This is a genomic window from Streptomyces sp. CA2R106 (genome assembly GCF_037034245.1).
Lineage (GTDB): Bacteria > Actinomycetota > Actinomycetes > Streptomycetales > Streptomycetaceae > Actinacidiphila.
The window spans coordinates 36,725-58,841 of the sequence record NZ_JBAGKC010000001.1; the positions used below are offsets into that span (position 1 = coordinate 36,725).

The 22,117-nt window shown below is 74.7% G+C and carries 19 protein-coding genes; 10 read left to right on the plus strand and 9 right to left on the minus strand.

All coding sequences use genetic code 11. From position 1 onward, the window contains the following. Nucleotides 1–491 precede the first annotated feature (491 nt). The 4 genes from WA788_RS00185 to WA788_RS00200 are packed head-to-tail and all read right to left on the minus strand — an operon-like array spanning nt 492 to nt 4,844. The gene (locus WA788_RS00185) at nt 492–2,255 is read right to left on the minus strand and encodes a sodium/solute symporter (protein ID WP_335970273.1); all 1,764 of its coding nucleotides are present in this window, start codon (nt 2,253–2,255) and stop codon (nt 492–494) included. Next, nucleotides 2,252–2,758, minus strand: coding sequence for a hypothetical protein (locus WA788_RS00190; protein WP_335970274.1), 507 nt, complete (start codon nt 2,756–2,758; stop codon nt 2,252–2,254). Before WA788_RS00190 ends, WA788_RS00185 begins: the two co-directional genes overlap by 4 nt. Continuing rightward, complete coding sequence (locus tag WA788_RS00195) at nt 2,755–3,666, minus strand: LytR/AlgR family response regulator transcription factor (RefSeq protein WP_335970277.1); 912 nt, start codon at nt 3,664–3,666, stop codon at nt 2,755–2,757. Before WA788_RS00195 ends, WA788_RS00190 begins: the two co-directional genes overlap by 4 nt. After that, nucleotides 3,663–4,844, minus strand: coding sequence for a sensor histidine kinase (locus WA788_RS00200; protein WP_335970279.1), 1,182 nt, complete (start codon nt 4,842–4,844; stop codon nt 3,663–3,665). Before WA788_RS00200 ends, WA788_RS00195 begins: the two co-directional genes overlap by 4 nt. A gap of 249 nt (nt 4,845–5,093) precedes the next feature. On the opposite strand from WA788_RS00200, the gene WA788_RS00205 reads away from it, so the two are divergent. From WA788_RS00205 to WA788_RS00245, 9 genes are all read left to right on the plus strand, one after another. Beyond that, entirely contained in the window at nt 5,094–5,729 is a 636-nt protein-coding gene (locus WA788_RS00205) for an acetate uptake transporter (RefSeq protein WP_335970282.1), read from the plus strand. A gap of 86 nt (nt 5,730–5,815) precedes the next feature. Further along, nucleotides 5,816–6,469, plus strand: a complete 654-nt coding sequence (locus WA788_RS00210) for an HAD-IA family hydrolase (protein WP_335970284.1) — start codon at nt 5,816–5,818, stop codon at nt 6,467–6,469. A 131-nt stretch (nt 6,470–6,600) separates the two neighbouring features. Beyond that, a complete protein-coding gene (locus WA788_RS00215) occupies nt 6,601–7,623 on the plus strand; it encodes a DUF5954 family protein (RefSeq protein WP_335970286.1) in 1,023 nt (340 codons plus the stop codon). 118 nt (nt 7,624–7,741) lie between these two features. Then, nucleotides 7,742–8,023, plus strand: coding sequence for a DUF6191 domain-containing protein (locus WA788_RS00220; protein WP_335970289.1), 282 nt, complete (start codon nt 7,742–7,744; stop codon nt 8,021–8,023). Nucleotides 8,024–8,120: 97 nt separating this feature from the next. Continuing rightward, entirely contained in the window at nt 8,121–9,695 is a 1,575-nt protein-coding gene (locus tag WA788_RS00225) for a pentapeptide repeat-containing protein (RefSeq protein WP_335970292.1), read from the plus strand. Nucleotides 9,696–9,740: 45 nt separating this feature from the next. Beyond that, the gene (locus WA788_RS00230; protein ID WP_335970294.1) at nt 9,741–10,070 is read left to right on the plus strand and encodes a hypothetical protein; all 330 of its coding nucleotides are present in this window, start codon (nt 9,741–9,743) and stop codon (nt 10,068–10,070) included. Next, nucleotides 10,070–11,491, plus strand: a complete 1,422-nt coding sequence (locus tag WA788_RS00235; RefSeq protein WP_335970295.1) for a C2 family cysteine protease — start codon at nt 10,070–10,072, stop codon at nt 11,489–11,491. Before WA788_RS00230 ends, WA788_RS00235 begins: the two co-directional genes overlap by 1 nt. A 4-nt stretch (nt 11,492–11,495) precedes the next feature. Beyond that, complete coding sequence (locus WA788_RS00240; RefSeq protein WP_335970297.1) at nt 11,496–11,780, plus strand: hypothetical protein; 285 nt, start codon at nt 11,496–11,498, stop codon at nt 11,778–11,780. Beyond that, nucleotides 11,764–12,216 carry a hypothetical protein gene (locus WA788_RS00245; RefSeq protein ID WP_335970300.1) on the plus strand — a complete coding sequence of 151 codons (453 nt, stop codon included), beginning with the start codon at nt 11,764–11,766 and terminating at the stop codon, nt 12,214–12,216. Before WA788_RS00240 ends, WA788_RS00245 begins: the two co-directional genes overlap by 17 nt. A gap of 40 nt (nt 12,217–12,256) precedes the next feature. Here WA788_RS00245 and WA788_RS00250 read toward each other — a convergent pair whose 3' ends face one another. After that, nucleotides 12,257–13,747 carry an MFS transporter gene (locus WA788_RS00250; protein WP_335970303.1) on the minus strand — a complete coding sequence of 497 codons (1,491 nt, stop codon included), beginning with the start codon at nt 13,745–13,747 and terminating at the stop codon, nt 12,257–12,259. Nucleotides 13,748–13,801: 54 nt separating this feature from the next. Here WA788_RS00250 and WA788_RS00255 point away from each other — a divergent pair, with 54 nt between their 5' ends. Next, nucleotides 13,802–14,575, plus strand: a complete 774-nt coding sequence (locus WA788_RS00255) for a helix-turn-helix transcriptional regulator (protein WP_335970306.1) — start codon at nt 13,802–13,804, stop codon at nt 14,573–14,575. A gap of 22 nt (nt 14,576–14,597) precedes the next feature. On the opposite strand, the gene WA788_RS00260 is transcribed toward WA788_RS00255, so the two are convergent. From WA788_RS00260 to WA788_RS00275, 4 genes are all read right to left on the minus strand, one after another. Further along, the gene (locus WA788_RS00260) at nt 14,598–18,272 is read right to left on the minus strand and encodes a discoidin domain-containing protein (RefSeq protein ID WP_335970308.1); all 3,675 of its coding nucleotides are present in this window, start codon (nt 18,270–18,272) and stop codon (nt 14,598–14,600) included. 84 nt (nt 18,273–18,356) lie between these two features. Continuing rightward, nucleotides 18,357–18,608 (minus strand): hypothetical protein, encoded by a 252-nt coding sequence (locus WA788_RS00265; protein ID WP_335970311.1) that lies wholly within the window; start codon nt 18,606–18,608, stop codon nt 18,357–18,359. A gap of 308 nt (nt 18,609–18,916) precedes the next feature. Next, the gene (locus tag WA788_RS00270) at nt 18,917–21,727 is read right to left on the minus strand and encodes an HAD-IC family P-type ATPase (RefSeq protein WP_443033928.1); all 2,811 of its coding nucleotides are present in this window, start codon (nt 21,725–21,727) and stop codon (nt 18,917–18,919) included. Then, on the minus strand, nt 21,711–22,064 hold the full coding sequence (locus WA788_RS00275) for an ArsR/SmtB family transcription factor (protein WP_335970314.1): 354 nt from the start codon (nt 22,062–22,064) through the stop codon (nt 21,711–21,713). The genes WA788_RS00270 and WA788_RS00275 overlap by 17 nt, the downstream gene beginning before the upstream one ends. Nucleotides 22,065–22,117: the final 53 nt, after the last annotated feature.

The window sequence follows — 22,117 nt, forward strand, 5'->3', positions numbered from 1 at the left end:
TCTGCTTCCTCGTCCGGTTTTCCGGCCCCGCACACGCCGAGGCGGGTTCCGAAGGCCCTGAGCCCTGGAACCCGCCTCGCCGGCGCCGGTGGGGGCGCCGGCGTCGACGTCAGTTGCGCGCGTGCTTCGGACGCGGCGCCGGCGCGGGCTTGCGGGTCTTGCGCTTGGCCGGCTTCGGCGCGGGAGTGGACTTGTGCTTGGCGGGAACGATCTTGCGGAAGCTCATGATTTCTCCTCAGTGGATCTTCGTCCGGTGTTTTCTGTTGCCCCGTTCGGTGGCGACACCAGAAATCTACGATGGATTCGAGCGTGAAATCCACCAGATCCGCTGAGATCTGCCTTAATTGGCCGGCGGGGAGTTTTAATCGAAGGAAAGGAACCATCGGTGCAGGTGGCGGCGCTCACACCTGCCTATTGCTCACCTCGATTTTATTTACTTACGCCGCCCACACCTGTTTCCCGGCGCCAGGAATTGGCGGTGTGTCCGGCGGCTATTCCGGTGCCGGTCCTGTGACTTCTTCGGGCAGGTGCATCCGCAGCATCACCCGGTCCACGGCGGCGGCCGAGACGCGGCCGCGGGTGAGCAGTGAGCCCGTGACCATGACCGCGAAGGCGATCGGCACCGTCCAGGCGGCGGGTTCCTCCAGGAGCGCGGCGGCCCAACCGTGGCCCGGCCCGCGGACGGTGGTGACGACGACGGCCGCCGCGGCGAGCCCGCCGCCGGCCACCAGCCCGGCCAGCGCGCCGCGGTCGGTGAGCCCGCGCCACCAGATCCCCAGCACCAGCAGTGGGCAGAAGGAGGACGCGGCGACCGCGAAGGCGAGCCCGATGGCGTCGGCGACCGGCAGCCCGGACGTCATCGTGGCCATCACCAGCGGCGGCACCCCCGCGACCAGCGAGGCCCACCGGAATCCGCGCGCCGACCCGCGCAGCAGGTCCTGCGAGACCACCGCGGCCACCGACACGGTCAGCCCCGACGCGGTGGAGACGAACGCCGCGAACGCGCCCGCCGTCGCCAGCGCCGCCAGCAGCCGCCCCGCCTCGCCGCCCTGCACGATCTGCGGCAGCACCAGCACCGCGGTGTCCGTCCTGCCGGTGAGCAGGAGTTGGGGCGCGAACACCCGGCCGAGCGCCCCGTACACCGGGGGCAGCAGGTAGAAGACGCTGAGCAGCACCAGTACGAGCAGCGTCGTACGGCGCGCGGCCCGCCCGTCGGGGTTGGTGTAGAAGCGGACGAGGACGTGCGGCAGCCCCATCGTGCCGAGGAAGGTGGCGAGCAGGATCGAGTAGACCGCGTACAGCGGGTGGGCGCGGCCGCCCGCGCCGGACAGCGGCCGGGCCCACGCCGCGCCGGTCGCGGGCGCCAGGCCCGCCTGGTGCGGCACCGGCACCCCGGCGGGGAAGGTGAGCCGTACGCCGGCCCCGGCGGAGTGCTCGCCCGCCGCCAGCCGTACGGCCTGCGGCGCCGACTCCCGCCCGCCGGACGGCTGTTCGCGCCCTGGGCCGTACGTGCGCCCGTCCAGGGAGCCGTCGACCGCGACCGTCACCGGGGCGCGGACGTCGAAGCGCACCGGGTCCTGGACGCGGACCACCGTACGGTGCGCGAAGCGCGGCACGTCGCCGCCGGTGAGCGCCGGCGACCCCGCGCTGTGCCAGGCCAGCACCAGGAACAGCGCGGGCACCGCGATCGCGACCAGCTTCAGCCAGAAGTGCAGGCCCTGCACGAGGGTGACGCTGCGCATGCCGCCCGCCGCGGACACCACGACCACCGCGCCCGCGACCACCACCGCCCCCGCCCACCGCGGAGCCCCGGTCACCGTCTGCAACGTCAGCCCCGCGCCCTGGAGTTGGGGCACCAGGTACAGCCAGGCGATCACCGCGACGAGCAGCCCGGCCACCCGGCGCACCGCGGTGGAGCCGAGCCGCTCCTCGGCGAAGTCCGGCAGCGTGTAGGCGCCGGAGCGGCGCAGCGGGGCGGCGATCAGCAGCAGCAGGACCAGGTAGCCGGCCGCGTACCCGACCGGGTACGCCAGCATGTCCACGCCGTAGGCCATCACCAGTCCGGCGACGCCCAGGAAGGACGCCGCCGACAGGTACTCGCCGCTGATCGCGGAGGCGTTCCACAGCGGGGAGACCTCGCGGGAGGCCACGTAGAAGTCGGAGGTGGCGCGGGACAGCCGCAGCCCGTAGACGCCGACGGCGACGGTCGCCACCAGGACGGTGCCGAGCGCGACCAGCCCGAGCACGGGGTTCACCCGGCACCGCTGTTCTCGGACCCGCCCGCGGGCGCCGCGCCGGCGGAACCTTCCTGCGCGGCGGGCTGGTTCGCGGCTCCTCGGGCGGGGCCGGGTGCCGCCGCCGGGTCGGGGCCGTTGAGCAGGTCGGTGAAGTCGCGTTCCACCCGCTCGGCGTGCCGGATGTGGAACCAGGCCATGCCGACCAGCACCGGGTAGGCGACCACGCCGAGCAGCAGCCAGGCCAGGCGGAAGCCGAAGACCTCGGCGGTGCGCAGCCCGGGCAGCAGGGCGAACGCCGCGGGCAGGCCGCCGAGCACCACCACCAGCACCGCGAACACGCCGAGTGCGAGCCGTAGTTGGTCGCGGACGAGGGAGCGTACGTAGACCTGGCCGAGCCGTGGCTGCGTGTGCAGGTCGGCGGCGCGGGTACGGGCGGACCAGCCGCCGGGGCGGTGCCTGCGCGGCCCGGACACCGCGGTCCTGCGGGGCGGCGGCGCGGGCGGCTGGTGGCCGCCGGTCACCTGCGGCCGCCGGGACCGGAGCCGGACCCCGGGCCGAGACCCGAGCCGTGACCCGGGCCGGGCCCCTGGCCGGAATCCGAAGCCCCGGGGCCGGCCGCGGGGTTGCCGTACCCCGGGCCGGGGCGCGGCGCCCACCGCGTCAGCAGTTCGCGCAGCTCGCGTGAGTGCCGTCGGCTGACCGGGAGTTCGCCGCCGGCGACCCGTACCGTCCAGTGCCCGGCGTCCGAGCGCAGTTCCTCGACATGGCCCAGCGCCACCAGGAACCGCCGGTGGATGCGCAGGAAGCCGTGCGGCGCCCAGCGCTCCTCCAGTACGGACAGCGGGACGCGGACCAGGGGCGCGCCGCCGCGGGTGTGCAGGCGGACGTAGTCGCCCTGGGCCTCCACATAGGACACCTCGTCGCGGGAGACGAAGCGGGTGACCCCGCCCGCCTCCACGGGTATCCGGTCCTCGGGCGGGGCCGGCGGCGCGGGCCGCTCCGGCGCCGGACGGGCGTACCCGCCGCCGTCGGGCACCGCGCCGCCCGGCGCGCCGCCGCTCCCGATCAGCGCGGCCACCCGGCGCACCGCCTCCGCCAGGCGCTGCGGGCCGACCGGTTTGAGCAGGTAGTCGCAGGCGTTGAGGGCGAACGCGGAGACCGCGAAGTCGTCGTAGGCGGTGACGAACACCACCGCGGGCGGGTGCGCGAACCGGCCCAGTACCCGCATCAGTTCCAGGCCGGAAAGGCCCGGCATGCGGATGTCGAGGAAGACGGCGTCGGTGCTGCCGTCCTCCAGCAGCCGCAGCGCCTCCTCGCTGCCGCCGGCCGCCAGCACCCGGCCCACCCGGTGGTCGCCGCGCAGCAGATAGGTCAGCTCCTCCAGCGCGGGCGGCTCGTCGTCCACCGCGAGGACCTGTAGCGGTCTCACGAAGCGTGCACCCCGTTCCGGTACTTGGGCACCCTGACGTTGATCCTCGTCCCCGCACCCGGTGCGGTCTCCACCACCAGCCCGTACTCGTCGCCGTAGACCGTGCGCAGCCGTTCGTCCACATTGGCCAGGCCCAGCGAGTCCCCGCCGGCCTTTCCGGCGAGCTGCGCGCGCACCTGCTCAGGGTCCATGCCCACGCCGTCGTCCTCCACACTGATCCGGCACTCCGTACCGGCGTCCTCGGCCCGGATCGTGATCCGGCCCGAACTGGCCTTCGGGCCGAGGCCGTGCCGGACCGCGTTCTCCACCAGCGGCTGGAGGCACAGGAACGGCACGGCGACGGGCAGGACTTCGGGGGCGATCAGCAGATCCACCCGCAGCCGGGCGCCGAACCGGGCGCGCTCCAGGCGCAGATAGCTGTCCACGGAGTGCAACTCCTCCGCGAGCGTGCTGAACTGGCCGTGCCGGCGCAGGCTGTACCGGGTCAACTCGGCGAACTCCAGCAGCAGTTCGCGCGCCTGATCGGGGTCGGTGCGGACGAAGGACGCGATCGCGGTGAGCGAGTTGTAGACGAAGTGCGGGGATATCTGGGCGCGCAGCGCCTTGAGTTCGGCCTCGATCACCCGGGTCCGGGAACGGTCCAGCTCGGCGAGTTCGAGCTGCGAGATCACCCAGTGCGCGACCTCGCCCGCGGCGCGGACCAGTCCGGCCGACACCTGCCGCGCGTACACCGACAGCGCGCCCACCACCAGGCCGTCCACCACCAGCGGCACCACGACGGCGCTGCGCACCGGGCAGTCCAGGTCCGCGCAGGCGATCGCCTCGGCCGGCACCACCCACGGGCGGCCGGCGTCCATCGCGTCCCTGGCGTGCGCGACCGCGTCCGCGGCGTGCTTGCGGCCCGGGCCCTCCCAGGCGAGCAGCGTCTCCGCGCCGACCACCGCCAGGGCGGGCGTGCCCAGCAGCGCGCGCAGATGGCGGGCGGCGCGCCGGGCGGAGTCCGCGTTCAGGCCGTCGCGCAGCGGCGGCGCCGCCAGCGACGCCTGGTGGAGCGTGGCGAACGCGGCCCGGTCCGCGGGGGTGCCGAACCCGCGCCGCCCCCGGACCAGCCAGAAGAGGGCAGCCGCTGCGCCCGCGACCACCAGGGCGACCGACACCACGGTGATCACCGAGCTCATACGTCGCATTATGGCCATCGCACCGCACCCGGGACAGGGGCGCGCACCGCCTTCCGCCCGGCGCCGAGGGACCGTTCACCGTGGGTGGAGGACCGTTCACCGAGCGGCGGGGACCGCTGGGCGACCCGCGCGGTGTGAGGGACGTCACGTCCCCGGGGTGCGACCTAGCGTGGACCGGGGGCCGGGCACGGCCCCGGCGGCAGCCCGCTGCCGTCCCCCGGCATTCCTCGACGAGGAGGAAACCCGCAGATGAGCACCGCCGCACCGGCTCCAGCCCCTTCCGCCGCGGACACCATCGCCGACCCCGGACCACTCGGCCTGGCCGGGTTCGCGTCCACCACGTTCGTGCTCAGCTCCTTCAACGCCCACCTGATAGACCAGAACCTGCTCACCGTGGTGCTGCCGCTCGCGCTGTTCTACGGCGGGCTGATCCAACTCCTCGCCGGCATGTGGGAGTTCCGCAAGGGCAACACCTTCGGGGCGACCGCGTTCGCCTCCTACGGCGCGTTCTGGCTGTCGTACGCGGCCTACGTGAAGTTCGTCGTCGGCACGCTCCCGCCGGACACCGCACACCAGGCCACCGGCCTCTACCTGCTGGTCTGGGCGGTCTTCACGGTCTACATGACCGCCGCCGCGCTGCGCACCAACACCGCCCTGCTGTCGGTCTTCGCCGCCCTGTCCGCCACCTTCATCGTGCTGGCCGTCGGCGAGTTCGCGACCTCGGTCGGCGTCACCAAGGTCGGCGGCTGGCTCGGCCTGGTCACCGCGGTGCTCGCCTGGTACACCTCCTTCGCCGTGGTCACCAACGCCACCTGGAAGCGCCCGGTGATCCCGCTCGGCTCCCTCGCCCTGCGCGGCGGCCCGGTCGAGGAACCCCACATCTGAGACCCCCGGCGTCCCGCCCCGTCCCCACGCCCCCACCCGGCCGCCATCCCCGCCCCCGCTTCCCGGGCAGCGGGTACGGTGGCCGGATGGGGGACTTCCAACGACCGCGGCCGGCAGCCGACTTCCTTGACGGCATCGCGTACGACGCGGTGCTCTGCGACTTCGACGGCGTCGTCCACCTGTGGCCGCCCGACTCGATGACCTCGCTCGACCTCGCCCGCGGCTTGCCCGAAGGGACCCTGGCCGCGGCGGCGTTCCGGCCCGCGCTCCTCCAACTCGCCGTCACCGGCGCGATCACCGACGAGGAGTGGCGGGCCCGCGTCGCCGCGGACCTGGCAGGCGTCTGCGGCTCGCGGCCGGCGGCCACCGCCATGGTCGCCGAGTGGACCGCCCGCACCGGCAGCGTCGACCCCGAGATGCTGGCGCTGCTCGCGGCCGTCCGCGCCCGCGGGGTGCCGGTGGTGCTGGTCTCCAACGCCACCACCCGGTTGGAGTCCTACCTCGCCGCCGCCGGTGTCGCCGACGCCTTCGACGCGGTGCTCAACACCGCTCGGCTGGGCGCCGCCAAGCCCGACCCCCGGGTCTTCGCCGCCGCGGCCGATCTGGCCGGCGCCGACCCGCGGCGGTGCCTGTTCGTGGACGACACCGCCGGCCATGTCGCCGCCGCCGAGGCGGCCGGGATGCGCGGGGTGCGGTACGACGGCGTGGCCGGGCTGCGGGCAGCGCTGGGCGGCCGGTGATTGCCCGGGAGAACCGGCAACGGCGGCGCGAGGGGCGCGAACTGGGGTTGTGCGGTGCACGGCCGCCGGGGCGGCTGTGAGTTCCGGGGGAAGGCTGGCAAGGATGCACCCTGTGTGAGCACAATGCCCGTATGAGTAGCGAGGAGCAGTGGCCCTGCCCGGACGGGCTGGTGATGCGGGTGCAGCCCCCCGAGCACCCGGTGGCGGCCGCGGAGGAGGCCGACGCGGCGGACGCCGCCCGCCGTTACGCGCACTACATCATCCGGGGCCCGCTGTTCGGGGTGGCCGCGCGCGGCCCGGGCGAGGTCGGCTGGCGGGTGGTCGCACCGGTGATGGAGGGCTTCCCGCAGGAGTCCCGCGACGTGCTCAACTCCTACCTGTGGCTGAAGGCCAAGGACGACACCGACGACCCGGCCGTACGCCGCGAACTGCTCGCCGCCGTGCACCGGTTGGAGAACGAGGCGGTCGACGAGCTGACGGTGTGCGGGGTGCGGTACCGGGTGGTGCGCGCCGAGGAGTACGTCTACACCAACGCGGACGGCCTGGAGCCGCCCCGCCCGTCCGACCGGGACGTCCTGGTGCCGGACTGGTTCGGGATGCCGGACGAGCCGGACCTCGACGAGGGGTTCGTGATCGACCACGCCGCGATCACCGGGATCGCCGCCGGCTCCGAGCGGCTGGCGCTGCGCGAACTGCGCTACCGCAGCGAGCGCTACCCCGAGGACGTGCGCGCCGACTCCCTCGCGGCGCTCGGGACCCACCCGGGTACCGTGGTGCTGCCGGCCGCCTTCCGCGTCGTCGAGCGCACCGACGACGGCTGGGAGCCCTTCTCCGCGGTCGTGGCCACCCCGCACGCGGCCCGCCGTACCCTGGTGACGGCCCTCACCGAGATGTGGCCGCGGATGTACGCCCTCGACGCCGACGAGACGGCCGAGTACGAGCGGATCGCCGACCGCTTCCGCGCGGCCGGGCGCGCCAACGAACTCGCCGTCGGCGACCGGATGTTCCACATCGTCCGGATCGGCCGCATGGTCCGGATCGGCCTGGACGGCCCCGAGCCGCCCCGCCCCTCGGACACCGACGCGTACGGCCCCTCGAAGATCCGCCCGACGATGGACGAGAACGGGGTCATCACCCACAGCTCCGAGGAGTGACCGCCGCGGCGCCGGGCCGCCCGGAGCCGCGGGTTGGCCGCCGGTTCTCCGCCGGGGCGCCGCCGCCGCGGCGGCGGGCGTAGCCTGGGCTCATTGCCGAGGTGGACGGAGGGCCGCGATGTTCGACTTCTTCGACGAGCTGTTCGCGCCGGGCCGCAGGCACACCGAGGAGGAGCGCAACCGGCTGGAGCTGACCCGGGAGGACGAGGGCAGCAGCGATCCGGCGCGCGGGCCGATAGACCTCACCTCGGGGACGGTCACCGTACGACTGCCGGACAAGCAGGGCAATCAGGACAAGTCGTCCGCTGGCGGCGGACAAGCCCCCGGGGCCGGCCCTGCCCCCGCCCCCGACACCCCGGCCGCCGAGGACCACGACAGCCCCGACGCGCCCGCCGCCTGAACCGCGCCCCCTCCGCCTGCGCGCGACCCGCCCCGTCCTCGGACGCCCGTTCGGTAGGGTGCGGGGTCAGCGGGCCGACGACAGGGGGCAGGGGCAGATGCAGCCGGACTTCGCCGAGGCGTACGCGCGCGCCGCGGAACAGCTGACCGGCCCGGACCCCGACGCCCGGCCCGCGGCGCTGCGGGAGCTGGCGGCGCTCGCCGAGGCGGACCCCGAGCTCCGCCTGGACGTGGCGGCCGCCGTCTGCGGCTTCCTGTGCGACCCGGCCGGGGCGGACACCGGTCCGGCCGCCGAACTGCTCGCGGCCCTGGCCCGCCGCCACCCCGCCGGGGGCTGCGGACCCGGCTGCGCGGACTGCCTCGACGTCGACCTCACCGGCGCCGTCCTGACCGCGGACACCGACTTCGGCGGCTGCCGCTTCGGCACGGCCGCCTTCGCCGACGCCCACTTCCGCGGCACCTGCTCCTTCGCGGGCGCCCGCTTCAGCGGGGAGGCGCTCTTCCAGCGGGCGGTCTTCGAGCGGGGCGCCCGCTTCACGGACGTCCGGTTCGGCGCCGCGGCCGTCTTCGGGCGCACCCGCTTCCGGGCGGACGCCGACTTCTCCGGCGCCCGCTTCGAGGGCCTGGCCTGGTTCGGCCGCGGCGAGGAGACGCTGTCGGAGGACGAGGAGGTCTGGGAGCAGGCCGAGACCTGGCGGCCGGTGGCCTGGGACGAGCCGGGCGAGCACGACCCGTGCTGGCCGCTGGCCGTCCTGGACATGGACTACCAGGAGTGGGCGGAAGGCGGCGACGGGGCGCGGTTCGGCGGCCGGGCGTCGTTCGCCGGGGCCCGCTTCGCCGACGCCGCCTGGTTCTGGAAGGCGCGCTTCGGCGGCGCCGCGGACTTCGGCCGGGCCGTCTTCGGCGGGCGGGTGCACCTCGTCCAGCCGGCGGTCGACCTCACCGGCGCCCGCCACACAGGGCGCGCCGCCGAAGCCGCCGGCGCCGTCCAAGCCGCTGGCACCGCCGAAGCCTCCACCGCCGGCACCGAAGAGTGGGAGTGGCCGCTCGGCTGGACCGCGGCCCCGCCGCCCACCGGTGCCGGCCTGCTCCTGGCGGAGGACCCCGCCGCCGCGCCGTACGCCCGCCAACTCGCCCACCCCGACGCCGAAGTGCGCCTCACCGGCCTGCGCCTGCTCGGCGAACTCGGCGACGCCCGGCCCGACATGCGGCAGCGCGCGGCCGACACCGTCTGCGCGTACCTGCGTTCCCCGCTGCCGTCCGAACCGCGCGCCCGGCAGGCCGAGTCGGCCGTCCGCGACGCCGCCCAGCGGCTGCTCGCCGACCGAACCCGCCCGGCCGCGGGCGACCGCTTCTGGTCCGGCCTGCGCCTCCACTTGTCCGGCGCCACGCTCACCGACTTCGACCTCAGCGGCTGCCGGCTGGCGTACGGGGACTTCACCGGCACCCTCTTCCAGGGCGCCACCTCCTTCGCGGGCGCCGCCTTCGGCGCCCGCCCGTACGACCCGGGCGCCGACTTCTGCCTCCCGGGCAGCACGCGCGGCCGGGCCGCCTTCCGCGGCCGCGCCGACTTCACCGCCGCCGCCCTCGCCCGCGCCTGGGGCCTCCAGAGCTGCCTCACCGGATGCGTTGTGACGGGTATCGAGGTTCCGGAAGAGGGCGCAATACCGTAATCTCCCCAGCGCAACAGCACGTTCGCCATACGAAACGGGGATCGCATGGGTGACGGGGGAGCGGGGGCGGAGACGCCCGCGCAGAAGAAGGCACGTGCCGCGGAGCTGCGCACCTGCGCACAGAAGGCGCGCACCATGGCCGGGACGCTCGGCACGTTCCTGGACACGACGGTCAACCAGGCCACGGCGAACCCGCCGATCTGGGCCGGGCCGTACGCGGAGACGACCACGAGCACGCTGGCCGAACGCCGCAACCGGCTGCGGGTGATGGCCGACGACCTGATCAGGGACTCGGTGCGCTGGACCAGCGAGGCGAGCCGGCTGGAGGACGAGGCGGCCAAGGACGGCGCCAAGAAGCCCGCGGGGAGCCACTGATGGCCTTCCACGGGTTCGACACCGGGCAGATCCGCACCATGTCCGGGCACATGAAGAACATCAGCCCCTCCGCCCGGACGCTCCACGGCGACCTGGCGGGCCTGCTCCAGAAGGTGCAAGGGCTGATGGACGGCAAACCGGCCACCACCAGCGAGGCGCTGGAGCCGCTGCTCGTCCAGGTGTTCCCGCTCTTCTACTCCGGGCTGCCCGCCTCGCTGCACTCGGAGCTGGACAGCACCTCGGCGTCGATCGACCGGCGCTGCACCCAGCTCGACGCGTTGCAGACGCTGGAGAAGCAGGGCTACACGGTCGACCCGAGCCTGTACTTCGACGACGAACCGCCGCCGGACGAGCAGAAGGTCAAGGACGCGCTGGCGTACTTCGACGACCACATCGGCGACTCCGGCGGCTTCCTGTGGTCGAACTCCGCGCAGGGCGCCAAGGAAGTCCTCGACGACTTCAAGAAGCTGACCCCCGCCGAGCTGGACATGGTGATGTCGCGGATGTCGCCGAGCCAGCTGAAGAAGCTCAACGGCCAGCTGGGCGAGGGCTCTTCGTGGTGGGGCGCGGGCGACTCCGACGGCGCGGTCAAGGCGGCGTGGACGAACATGATCCAGTCGGAGTGCGGGCCGACCACGCTGGAGAAGATCGAGCCGGTGCTGACCAACCTGAAATGGCAGCCCGACACCACCGTGGACGGCGCGACGTACAAGACGGTGGACGGGCCGCTGTTCGGCCCGGACGGGCCCGACCTGATGAACGACCTGCGCCAGGGCCAGGACGGCGACTGCTGGTTCCTGTCCTCGCTGGCAGCGATCACCGAGCGCGACCCGAGCTGGCCCCAGCAGCACATCCGGCAGAACCCCAACGGCACCTACACGGTGACCTTCTACCGCAAGGGCGTCCTGCCGGGGATGCCGCCGACCCCGGTCGAGGTCACCGTCGACAACAAGCTGCCGGTCGACTCCCACGGCAACCCGGTCTACGCCGACACCCGCAGCGGCGCCACCTGGGTGGCGATCTACGAGAAGGCGTTCGCGCAGTACTCCGGCGGGTACAAAAAGATCGACGGCGGCTGGGGCGACGTCGGCATGTCCGACCTGACCGGCCAGGACGCCACCCGCAGCAGCCCCGGCGACGTCTCCTTCGCCGACATCAACACCAAGATCAGCAACGGCGAGGCGGTCACCATCGGCACCAAGGGCGACGACGACATCCACGACGACCGGCTGGTGTCCGGCCACGAGTACTCCGTGGAGCGCGTCGACATGAACGCCCACCCGCCGACGATCACCCTGCTGAACCCCTGGGGCTCGGGCCAGTACGAAGGCACGAAGCAGATGCCCCAGGAGGTCACGCTGACCGAGGACGAGTACCGACGCAACCTGAACGAAGTGTCGTTCACACGGACAGGAGTGTGAGCCGATGTCCACGGTCTACCGTCTCGGGCGCCGCGCCCAGTTCCGCCGCGGCGACCTCGTCGTCGGCATCGTGCGCACCAGCGCCGACCCCGCCGACCCGTGGGCCCGGCTCAACCTGGTGGACGACGGCGCCCTGACCGGCGACGTGGTGCAGGTGCGAGCCGGCGACGTGGTGCCGGTCGGCCGGCACGAGCTGACCCTGGTGGAGGTGGTCCCCGGCTCCCGGGACGGCTACGTGACCTTCACCGTCCGCTGGCCGGAGGGGGCGCCGGATGAACCGGCCGAGTAGGGGGCGGCTGTTCGCGGCGGGCGGCGGGCTGGTGGTGGTGTGCGCGGCGGCGGTGGCCGTGGTGATGCACTCCGGGCACCACTCCGGCGACGCCGACCGCACCCCGCCGCCGCTGGGCGCCCACCCGGCGGACGTGCAGCGGCTCCAGGTCGTCGCGTCGGGCAACCCGTCCCGCCCGACCGGCTACGCCAAGCGCTCCGACGGCGGCACCGTGGGTCTCGGCGTCCAGAACGACGGCAGGAAGCCGGCCGCGGGCCGGGCGATCCTGATGATCCGCGACGGCGGCGGCACCTCGGGCCCGGCGAAGGTCGAGGTGGTGCGGGCCGGCCAGACCGTCACCGCCTACGGCGTCGAGGTGAAGGTGCTGAAGATCTGGCAGATGCCCGACCCGGCGCACAACGCGATCGACATCCAGGTCGACCCGGCCGCCGGCTGACCAGGGGCGCTGCGGCAGCGGGCACGGGGAGCCGACGGCGCTACGGCAGCAGGCCCTGCGCATCGGGGCCGTGCGCGTCGTAGTGCCAGAACGGCCGCACCGCGAGCGCCGCGGCCACCACGAGGACCACGCACAGCAGGGCACTGCCCGACCAGGCGGCGGTCAGCGTGGTGGTCGCGGCCATCGCCCCGGCCCGCAGGTCCCCGAGCCGGGGGCCGCCGGAGACCACGACGGTGAAGACGCCCTGCATCCGGCCGCGCATCTCGTCGGGCGCGTAGGTCTGCAGAATCGTCTGCCGGTAGACGGCGCTGACCAGGTCGGCGGCCCCGGCCAGCACCAGCAGCAGCACGGCGAGCCACAGCGCGCGGGCGAAGCCGGCCAGCGCGATCGCGGTCGCCCAGCCGACCACGGCGAAGGTGAGCGCGACGCCCTGGCGCCGGACCCGGCCGATCCAGCCGCTGCACAGCCCGGCCAGCAGCGAGCCGACCGCGACCGCGGAGTACAGCAGGCCGACACCGCCGTGGAAGCGGGACGCGGCGGCCTGCGGGAAGAGCGCGCTCGGCATGGCCAGCGCCATCGCCGCGATGTCCGCCCCGAACGACATCAGCAGCACCGGGTTGCCGCCGATGAAGCGCAGCCCGTCGAGCACCGCGCGCAGCCCCGACCCGGCACGCGCGGCGACCGGCCTGATCGACGGCAGCAGGAACGTCGCGTACAGCGACATGGTGAACAGCACGGCGTCCGCGGCGTAGGCGTAGGCGAAGCCGTGCGGGAGCGAGATCAGCACCCCGGCCACGAGCGGCCCGGCGACCTGGCCGACGTTGCCGACGGTGAAGCTGAGCGTGTTCGCCGCGGGGACCAGGTCCGGCGGCACGATGCGCGGGATGATCGCGCCGCGGGTCGAGGAGGAGACCGCGAACCCGGCGCCCTGCACGGCGACCAGCGCGAGGACCAGGCCCACCGAGCGGGCGCCCAGCAGCGTCTGCGCGAGCAGTGCGAGCGTCACCGCCCAGGTGGCCAGCGACGACCACAGGCACAGCAGGCGGCGGTCCACCGCGTCCGCGACGGCCCCGCCGTACAGGCCGAAGACGACGATCGGCACGAAGCCGGCCAGCCCGGCCAGGCCGACGTAGAACGACGAGTGCGAGACCGCGTAGATCTGCACCGGGATGGCGACCTCGGTGACCATCGTGCCGACCAGTGACGCGCCCTGCCCGATCAGCACCCGCCGGAAGGCCGGTACGGCCAGCGGCCGGGTGTCGACGGCGGCGGCGCGCAGCCGCCGGGAGAGGCCGCCGGTGCGGGGCGCGGGCGCGGGCTCCGGCGGTCGCGCGGCGCGCACGGCCGTGTCCGGGGCGCCGGGCGCGTCGTCCGCGGCGGCGGACGGACCACCCACCGGTCGGCCGTCGGCCGGCGCGCCGTGCCCCGGTATGCCGTCGGCCGCCATGACGCGCGCGGGCACGGGGCTTGCCGGGGCGTCCTCCTGGTCGGGATCGCCGCCGCGGGCCGCGCCCGCCCGTGTGGTGTCCATGGCGTCCACGCTGTCATGCGCGCGGCTGGCAAACTTCCCATAATCTGCCTACTTGTGTCGCACAACCGCCGCCCGCCCGGGACGGACCTGCCCCCGACCCACGCCCATGACCACGCGCCCGGCGAGGTCATCGGGCGGCACCGGCACGACTACCACCAGCTCATCTACGTCAGCACCGGGGTGCTCGCGGTGCGGACCGAGGCCGGCGCGTGGGTGGCCTCCGGCGACCGGGCGGTGTGGAGTCCGGCGCACATCTGGCACGAGCACCGCGTTTACGGCCGCACCTCGGTGCACACCGTCGGCTTCCCCGCTGACGACCCGCCGCTGCGCGTCGACGGGCCGACGATCCTGGCCGTGGACCGGCTGTTGCGCGAACTCCTCATCGCCTGCACCGAACCCGGCCTGCCCGAGCCCGAGGCGCGGCGGCTGCGGGCGGTCCTCGGCGACCGGCTGCGCCGCGCCCACGTCCGGCCGCTCGCCCTGCCGGCCGCCCGGGACCCGCGGCTGGCCCACGCCTGCCGGCTGGTGGTCGCCGACCTGGGCACGCCCTGCACCCTGGGCGCGTTGGCCCGCCGGGTCGGGGTCGGCGAGCGCACCCTGACCCGGCTGTTCCGCACCGAGTTCGGCATGACCTACCCGCAGTGGCGGACCAACACCCGGGTCTTCCACGCCATGGTCCAGCTCGCCGAGGGGGCGTCGGTGACGGCCACCGCGCGCCGCTGCGGCTGGGCCACGACCAGCGCGTTCATCGACACGTTCGCCCGCACGATGGGCCAGACCCCCGGTGCGTACCGGTCCGCCGCGCACCTGACCGCCCCGCCGCTGTGACCGCCCCCGCCGGCGTGCCGGATCACAGCCGCCGCAGCGGCATGTTCAACGCCTCCGCGGTGAAGCGCGGCTCGCCCGAGGGCAGCGCCCGGGACGGCCAGGACACGGTGACCTCGCGGCTCTCACCGGGCAGCAGCCACAGGTAGTTGTCGCTGTAGCGGGCCGGCAGCACCCGGGTGTCGCGGTGGGCGTCGCGCACACCGAGGCGCAGCAGCGCGGCGACCCCGGCCCCGTCGTTGCGGACGGTCAGCGCCGCCTCGTCGCGGCCCCGGCGGCGGACCGCGGTGTGCAGCTTCGCGGGTGCGAGGCCGCCCAGCGCCTTGACGTCGCCGGGCGCGCGGTAGCGCAGGTAGGTGTTGTCGGAGACGCGGGTGCCGTGCCGGTCGGTGAGGGTCAGGCGCAGCAGGTGCGCGGCGGGCAGGGCGGCGCCGAAGGGCACGGTGAACGCGGGCGCTGCCGAGGACGCGGGCACGTCCAGCACCTGCTGCCGCGGCGCCGCCAGCGCGGTGCCGTGCAGGTCCACCAGCCGCGCCTCGACCCTCGCGCCGGTCAGGTCCGCGGCGGTCTGGTTGACCGCGTGCACCTGCCAGTCGGCCAGGCTGGCCTGGACGTGCAGCGGCTCGCACCCCTTGCGGGCGCCGTAGTAGCTGCCGTTGACGTCGAGGTCGTAGTCGTAGGTCTGCCAGACGGTGCTGTGGTGCGCCGGGTGGGACATCCACAGCAGCACCCCGGAGGCGTCGTCCCACATGTGCGCGTTGTACGCCTCGAAGATCGCGCGCATGCTCTCGTAGTTGACGAACTGGGCGCGGGCGCAGAAGTCGTCGAGGGTGTCGGAGGCGCCGAACCGGTCGTCGATCGCGGCGCGGTAGGTGTCGGGGTTCTGGCCGCCGCGGGTGCACCAGTCGTGGTGGTACCAGACGTCGCCGATCGGCCAGGACGGCTGGTCGGCGGCCAGGCGGCGCATGCTCTCGGCGATCGGCACCGTGGGGATGCCGATCTCGGAGTGGAAGCCGTAGCTGCCGATGGAGTAGGTGTCGCCGGAGAAGTACGCCGCCGGGTCGATCCAGGAGTAGGGGCCGTGGCCGGTGACGATGCCGCCGGCGGAGTTGCCCTGGTAGAGGATGCCGGGGTGCAGCGAGGCGACCGCGTCGCGCAGTCCGGTGTCGACCGCGGCGGGCGGGTCGCTCTCGTTGGTGGCGCACCAGACCGCCAGGCACGGGTGGTGGCGGTAGCGCAGCACCGTGTCGGCGGCGATGTCGAGGAACACCGGCACCGAGCCGTCCGGCGGGAAGATCGCGTCGCCCTCCCAGAAGTCGTTCCAGACCAGGATGCCGTTGCGGTCGCAGGCGGCGAAGAACTCCTCGCGGTTGCTGGAGCCGATCCAGTTGCGGATCATCGTGAAGTTCATGTCGCGGTGCATGCCGACCGCGTCGTCGATCCGGTGCGGCAGGGCCCGGCGCAGCAGTTCGTCGAAGCCCCAGTTGCCGCCGCGGCACAGCACGCGCACGCCGTTGGCGGAGATCTGCAACTGGGTGCCGGTGTTGCGGACGGACTGCACGTCGGTCCAGGTGGCGCCGTCGTCGGAGACCTGCACGGTGAAGGTGAGCGCGTAGGCGGTCTCCCAGGTGACGACCACCTGGTCGAAGGCGGTGGCCGCGCCGAGGTCGACCTGAATCCACTGGTCGTCGGAGTAACCGGAGGACCAGCGGGTGGAGTTGTCGCCGTCGACGGCGTTGCCGGGCAGGTCGTCGGCATTGTCGCTGGAGGAGGCCGTGGCGGTCTTGCGCAGGGCGAGGTCGGTGTCCGGGTCGGAGCTGTCGCGCACCGACAGCGTCCACATGGAGGCGCCGAAGCCGGTGGCGCGCTTGCCGCACTGGATGCGTACGTAACGGGCGTGCTGTGCGGGCAGGTCGACGGTCTGCGGCGCCGAGTGGCCGTCGGAGCCGATCACGATGGGCTGTTCGCTGTGGTAGCCGAACTGGCGCAGGCCCACCTGGACGGTGCGGCGGTCGGAGGTGCGGCCGGCGGTGGCGGCGGTCAGCACCAGGTCGTGCAGGGTGGCCTCGCCGTAGCCGTTCGGCCACCACAACCGCGGCTGGTCGATGACGAGTTGGGGGTGGTCGGCGGGGGAGAAGGTGATCTCGCGGCTTTCGCCGGCCGCGAGCTCGACGCTGCCGCTGACCCGCGCGCCGTGCAGGGTCGCGGTCACGGTGGCGGTCCGGGCGGTGCTGCCCGCGTTGCGGACCGGGACGACCACGGTCACCTCGGCGGTGTCGGTCGCGGGCAGCGCCGGCAGCACCGTGTCCACCCGCGGGTCGCCGAGCACCACGTCGCCGGTGGTGCGCAGCCGCACGTGGTTCCAGATGCCCGCCGCCCGGTCGCGTACCGCGGGCATCCAGTCCCAGCCGCTGATCGACAGGTACGTCGGCGAGTCCGCCTGCGGGGCGACGGAGTTGAGGGTCGAGACGCCGGAGGGGCCCTTGTCGCCGGGGTTGCCCGGGTGCGGCATCGGCGCGACGCGCACCGCGAGCACCTGCTCGCCGCCGCCGAGCAGACCGGTCACGTCGAGGGCGGCGCGCGCCACCGGGTACGTCACCTCGCCCGCTTTGCGGCCGTTCAGCCACACCTCGCCGGCGTGGTTGACGCCCTCGAACTCCAGCCACACCCGGCGGCCGTGGCCCGTCGCCAGTCCTGCGGGCAGCCGGAACGCCCTGCGGTACCACCAGTCGTGCCGGGACAGCGCCTCCGGGGCCCGCATGTTGTTGAAGCCGACCGTCGGCTCCGGCAGGTGGCCGGCCGCGACCAGCGACGCGTGCACGGTGCCGGGCACGACGGCGGGCAGCCACCGGCTCACGTCCACCCCGTGGGCGGACAGCACCGCGCCGTCCGCCGAGCCCGCCCAGTCGTCCATGGTCAGGGTCCACCCGGACGCCAGCGGCACCGTGCCGTCGGCGGCGACCTCCAGCGGCGGGGCCGGCGCGGTGTGCCGGCCCCAGTCGGTCCAGCCGGTCGCGGCGGGGCGCGGGACGTCGCACCGCCCGTACACCTCGAAGCCGTTGAGGCCGACCGGGTTGCCGTTCGCCTGCTCGGTCGAGGTCATCCGGACCCAGCGGGCCGTCACCGGCTTCGGCAGCGTGACCTCACTGCGCCCGCCGGTGCCGTTCGACGTGCGGTATACGGTGCGCCAGGAGGCGCCGTCGTCGGACACGTCGAGCGTGAAGGCGACCGCGCAGCTCGACAGCGCCTCGAAGCCGGTGGTGTGCAGGAAGGGGTTGATGCCCGGGTCCGGGGTGAAGCCGGGGTCGTCGCGGTCCGCCTCGAACACGAGCACCACGGAGTCGATCGCGCACGGCGCCTGGAGGTCCACGCTGATCCACTGCGGGGTGCCCGCGGCGGCGTCGGCGGAGGCGCGCCAGCCCGAGCCGCGGACCCCGGTCTCGGCGAGGCCGTCCACGGCGAACGAGGCGGGGGTGGGGGCCCAGTCGGTGGAGGACGCCGCCACCGGGCGGTAGCGCGCGAGGTCGGTGCCGGTGCTGCCGCCGGTGCCGGCGTGGCCGGTCGCTCCGGTGTCGGCGCCGGCCGCGTGGGCCGCTTCCGGCAGGGCCGCGGACAGGGCGAACCCGGCGAGCAGTGTCGCGTTCGTGCGGAGGAAGGCGCGGCGGGACGGTCTCGGGCTGTGCTCGGGTGCTGCGGGCATGGACGGCTCCAGGCGGTGCGGTGCGGTGCGGTGAAGTGCGGTGCGGCGGGCTGGGCGGGGGAGTACGGGCGCGGACCCGCGGCGTCAACTCCCCAGGAACTCGGCCTCGGAGAGGGTCGTCGCATCGGGGGCGGTGAACGCCCGGTCGCTGCGGTGGTGGACGACGCTGGGGTGGGTGCCGTCGTCGGTGCCGGCGGTCGAGCCGCTGATCAGCGTGTATCCGGTGGGCGTGTGCGGGGCGGCGGCGCCGCTGCGGACGTACGGACCCCGGCGTGCGGCGAGCCTGCCGAGAGCAGTACGCCGGCGGGTTCGGGAACGGGCTGCGGGCACCGCCATGGTCGGGCTCCTCACGTTCGCGGAACTGCTTCCGGCACGGGCGCCCGACCCGCCGCGGGCGGAGCGGGTCCAAGCTGATGACAACGTTGACATCGCGGGTAGTCTCAGTGGCTGTGGCAACGTTGTCAACACCCTGTGCGCAGGCCCGACGGAGCGGGGAGCGGGACGCGGACCGGGGCACCGACCGTTCCGCGGACCGGGACTTCGGCCGGGAGGCGGTCCAAGTGCCGCCGGTCGCCCGGCGGTTGGCGAAGGGCGCGGTGCGGGAGGGACGGGCGGGGTGGTCCGGAGCGGGCGGGGCCCGGGGGCTACGGCCGCGCGTCGGCGGGGCGGGCGCCGTCCGAACGCAGCCTGGCCGCCCGGGACTTGGTGGCGAGCAGCACCGCCGCGTACACGGCGAGGATCGCGCTGAGCAGCAGGTAGTAGGCCGGCGGGAGGGTGGTCAGGCCAAGCGCGCCCGCCAGCGGGGGCAGGGGGAGCAGCAGGCCGATCATCGCGAGTGCGGCCGCGGCGGTGCGGATCGGCGCCGGGGCCCGGTTGCCGCCGCGCAGCAGCACCATCACCAGCGCCTGGGTGATGAGGTTCTCGGTGAACCAGCCGGAGTGGAAGGCGGATTGGCCGGAAGCGTGGACCGAGTCGGGCACGAGCAGCGCCAGCGCGGCGAAGGTGGCCAGGTCCGCGGCGGCGTTGACCAGGCCGAAGGCGGTGATGAAGCGCAGGAAGTCGCGGGTGCGCAGCGGGGTGGGGCGGCGCAGCGCGGCCGGCCCGGGCTGGTCGTGGGCGAGGGCGAGTTGGGCCGCGTCGAAGCAGAGGTTCTGCAGCAGCACCTGGGCCGGGAGCATCGGCAGGAAGGGCAGCAGCACTCCGGCGGCGAGCATCGCGATCACGTTGCCGAGGTTGGAGGACAGCGCGATGCGCAGGTAGGTGGCGATGGTGCCGGTGGCGTGCCGGCCGGCGGTGACGGCGTGGTCGATCGCGGTGAGGTCCTTCGCGGCCAGCACCACATCGGCCGCCTCGCGGGTGACGTCCACCGCGTCGCGCGGGCAGATCCCGACGTCGGCGGCGTGCAGTGCGGGCAGGTCGTTGACGCCGTCGCCGAGGAACCCCGTGGTGTGGCCGGCCGCGCGCAGCGCGCGCACCACCCGCACCTTGTGCTGCGGGGTGCAGCGGGCGAAGACCGCGGTGTGTTCGGCGCGCCGGGCCAGGGCGGCGTCGTCCATGGCGTCGATACGGTCGCCGGTGAGCACCCGGCCGGGCGCCAGCCCCAGGTCGCGGCAGACGCGGGCGGCGGTGCCGGGGTGGTCGCCGGTGAGCACCTTGACCGCGACGCCGCGCCCGGCGAGCGCCGTGAGCGCGTCGGCGGCGGTGTCGGCGGGGGCGTCGCGCAGCACCACGAACCCGGCGAAGGCCAGGCCCTGTTCGTCGGCGGGGCCGTAGGCGCCGGTACGGGCCGGGCGTTCGGCGAGGGCGACCGCGAGCAGCCGCAGCCCCTGGGCGGACAGCGCGGCGGCGAGCGCGAGCAGGCGTTCCCGCCCGGCGGCGTCGAGGTCGAGCTCGGCGCCGGTCGCGGGCAGCGCCGCGGGTACGGCGCCGGGTACGGCGGCCAGGTACGGGGTGCCGGGCGCGGGCGGTTCGGGCGGGGCCGGATGCGCCGACGGAGCGTCGGGCAGCGGCAGTTCGGGCGCGGACGGCTCCACCTCCGGGGCGCCCCCGGCCCGCAGCCGCGTACAGCGCGCCAGCACCTCTTCCACCGAGCCCTTGACGACCAGCGTGTGCCGGTCGCGGTGGCCGGCGCGCCGTACGACCGCGGTGGCGAGCCGGCGCACCGGGTCGAAGGGCAGCGCGGCCACCCCGTCGCAGGCGTGGTGGGCGGCGTACGGGGCGGCGGCGTCGAGGACGGCCTCGTCGAGCGCGTCCGGGGCCGGCAGGTCGGCGAGTTGGAGTGTCCACAGGCTGTTGACGGCCGCCCAGTGCAGGACGTCCGGGTCCGGGCGGCCGTACGCGTCCAGGGCGGTGTCGTACACCGGCCGGTCGCAGGTGAGGGTGCCGGTCTTGTCGGTGCACAGCACGTCGATCGCGCCGATGTTGTGCAGTGCGGGCAGCCAGCGCACGATGACGCCGTGCTCGCGGGCGAGCGCGGCGGCCTTGCGGGCGAGCACCGTGGTGACCACCACGGGCAGCATCTCCGGGGTCAGCCCGACCGCGACCGCCACCGCGAACGGCAGGGTCTCCAGGCCCCGTCCGCGCACCGCGGCGTCGGCCAGCAGCACCAGCGGCGGGATGAGCAGCATGAACCGGACGAGCATCCAGGAGATGCCGTTGACCGCGCGGTCGAACGCGGACTCCCGGCGCCGGCCGGGCGCGGGGTAGGCGCGGGCGAACCGGGTGTGCGCACCGGTCGCGGTGACCAGCGCGGTGCCGCTGCCCGAGGCCACGCTGCTGCCCTGGAAGCACAGGTGCGCGCGCTGGTACGGCCCGGCGGTCTGCGGCGGGCTGTCGTCGGGCCGCTTGGGCACGGGCACCGACTCGCCGGTGAGCGGGGCCTGGTGCAGCGCCAGGTTCTGGGCGCGCAGCAGCCGCACGTCGGCCGGGACCACGTCGCCGGGCCCCAGCCGGATGACGTCGCCGGGCACCAGTAGTTCGACCGGGATCTCGCGGAAGCGCGGCGCAGCGGCCGGGCCGGCCCGGCGCCGTACGGTCGCGGTCGCGGCGACCAGGTGCCGCAGCCCGTCCGCGGACCGGTCGGCCTGGTACTCCGTGCGGGACCGCAACGCGCTGCTGACCAGCACCAGTACGGTGATCACGCAGGCGGTGCCCCAGGCCGAGACCAGCGCGGAGACCAGGCCGAGGACCAGCAGCACCGCGGTGAAGGGGTCGCGCAGGGCGCGGGCGTAGCGGCGGGGCCAGGAGGCGGGGCGGCGGCCGGGAATGGTGTTCTCGCCGTGGCGGGCGAGGCGTTCCTCGGCCTCGGCCTCGGTCAGTCCGCGCGGGCCGCTCGCCAGGTCGCGCAGCGCCTCCAGCGCGGTGGGGTCGGCGCGGCCGTCCGGCCGCCGGGCGGTGGGGACGCGGGCGGTCGGCGGGCGGGCGTGGCCGGTGGGCCGGTCAGGCGCCCAGGCCACGGATGCCGCCCCGCGCCGGGGTGGTGCGGTCGGCGAGCTGGCCGAGCATCAGCCGCACCACCGTCACCACGTCCGGGTCGTCCACCAGGTAGACCTGGCGGCGTCCTTCGCGGCGGGCGTGCACCAGTCCGGCGAGCTTCAGCTTGGCCAGGTGCTGGCTGACGGCGGGGAGCGTGGCGCCGACCTTCTCGGCCAGGCCCGTGACGTCGCAGTCGCCCTGGGCCAGAATCCAGACGATGTGCAGCCGCATCGGGGAGGCGAGCAGACCGAAGGAGGCGGCCACGCTCTGCAGCACCTCGGCCGAGGGCTCGCCCAGCTGTCCGCCAGACCTTGTCACGTGAACCTCCCAGACCGCGGCGATGTGCAGCAACCAGGGTACGCAGGTGCCCT

Excerpts from the sequence above, each read along its gene's own strand:
- WA788_RS00230 (WP_335970294.1), top strand. The coding sequence starts at position 9,741 with ATGGGTGACGGGGGAGCGGGGGCGGAGACGCCCGCGCAGAAGAAGGCA.
- WA788_RS00260 (WP_335970308.1), bottom strand. The coding sequence starts at position 18,272 with ATGCCCGCAGCACCCGAGCACAGCCCGAGACCGTCCCGCCGCGCCTTC.
- WA788_RS00205 (WP_335970282.1), top strand. The coding sequence starts at position 5,094 with ATGAGCACCGCCGCACCGGCTCCAGCCCCTTCCGCCGCGGACACCATC.
- WA788_RS00265 (WP_335970311.1), bottom strand. The coding sequence starts at position 18,608 with ATGGCGGTGCCCGCAGCCCGTTCCCGAACCCGCCGGCGTACTGCTCTC.
- WA788_RS00220 (WP_335970289.1), top strand. The coding sequence starts at position 7,742 with ATGTTCGACTTCTTCGACGAGCTGTTCGCGCCGGGCCGCAGGCACACC.
- WA788_RS00240 (WP_335970297.1), top strand. The coding sequence starts at position 11,496 with ATGTCCACGGTCTACCGTCTCGGGCGCCGCGCCCAGTTCCGCCGCGGC.
- WA788_RS00250 (WP_335970303.1), bottom strand. The coding sequence starts at position 13,747 with ATGGACACCACACGGGCGGGCGCGGCCCGCGGCGGCGATCCCGACCAG.
- WA788_RS00235 (WP_335970295.1), top strand. The coding sequence starts at position 10,070 with ATGGCCTTCCACGGGTTCGACACCGGGCAGATCCGCACCATGTCCGGG.
- WA788_RS00215 (WP_335970286.1), top strand. The coding sequence starts at position 6,601 with ATGAGTAGCGAGGAGCAGTGGCCCTGCCCGGACGGGCTGGTGATGCGG.
- WA788_RS00245 (WP_335970300.1), top strand. The coding sequence starts at position 11,764 with ATGAACCGGCCGAGTAGGGGGCGGCTGTTCGCGGCGGGCGGCGGGCTG.
- WA788_RS00225 (WP_335970292.1), top strand. The coding sequence starts at position 8,121 with ATGCAGCCGGACTTCGCCGAGGCGTACGCGCGCGCCGCGGAACAGCTG.
- WA788_RS00200 (WP_335970279.1), bottom strand. The coding sequence starts at position 4,844 with ATGAGCTCGGTGATCACCGTGGTGTCGGTCGCCCTGGTGGTCGCGGGC.
- WA788_RS00210 (WP_335970284.1), top strand. The coding sequence starts at position 5,816 with ATGGGGGACTTCCAACGACCGCGGCCGGCAGCCGACTTCCTTGACGGC.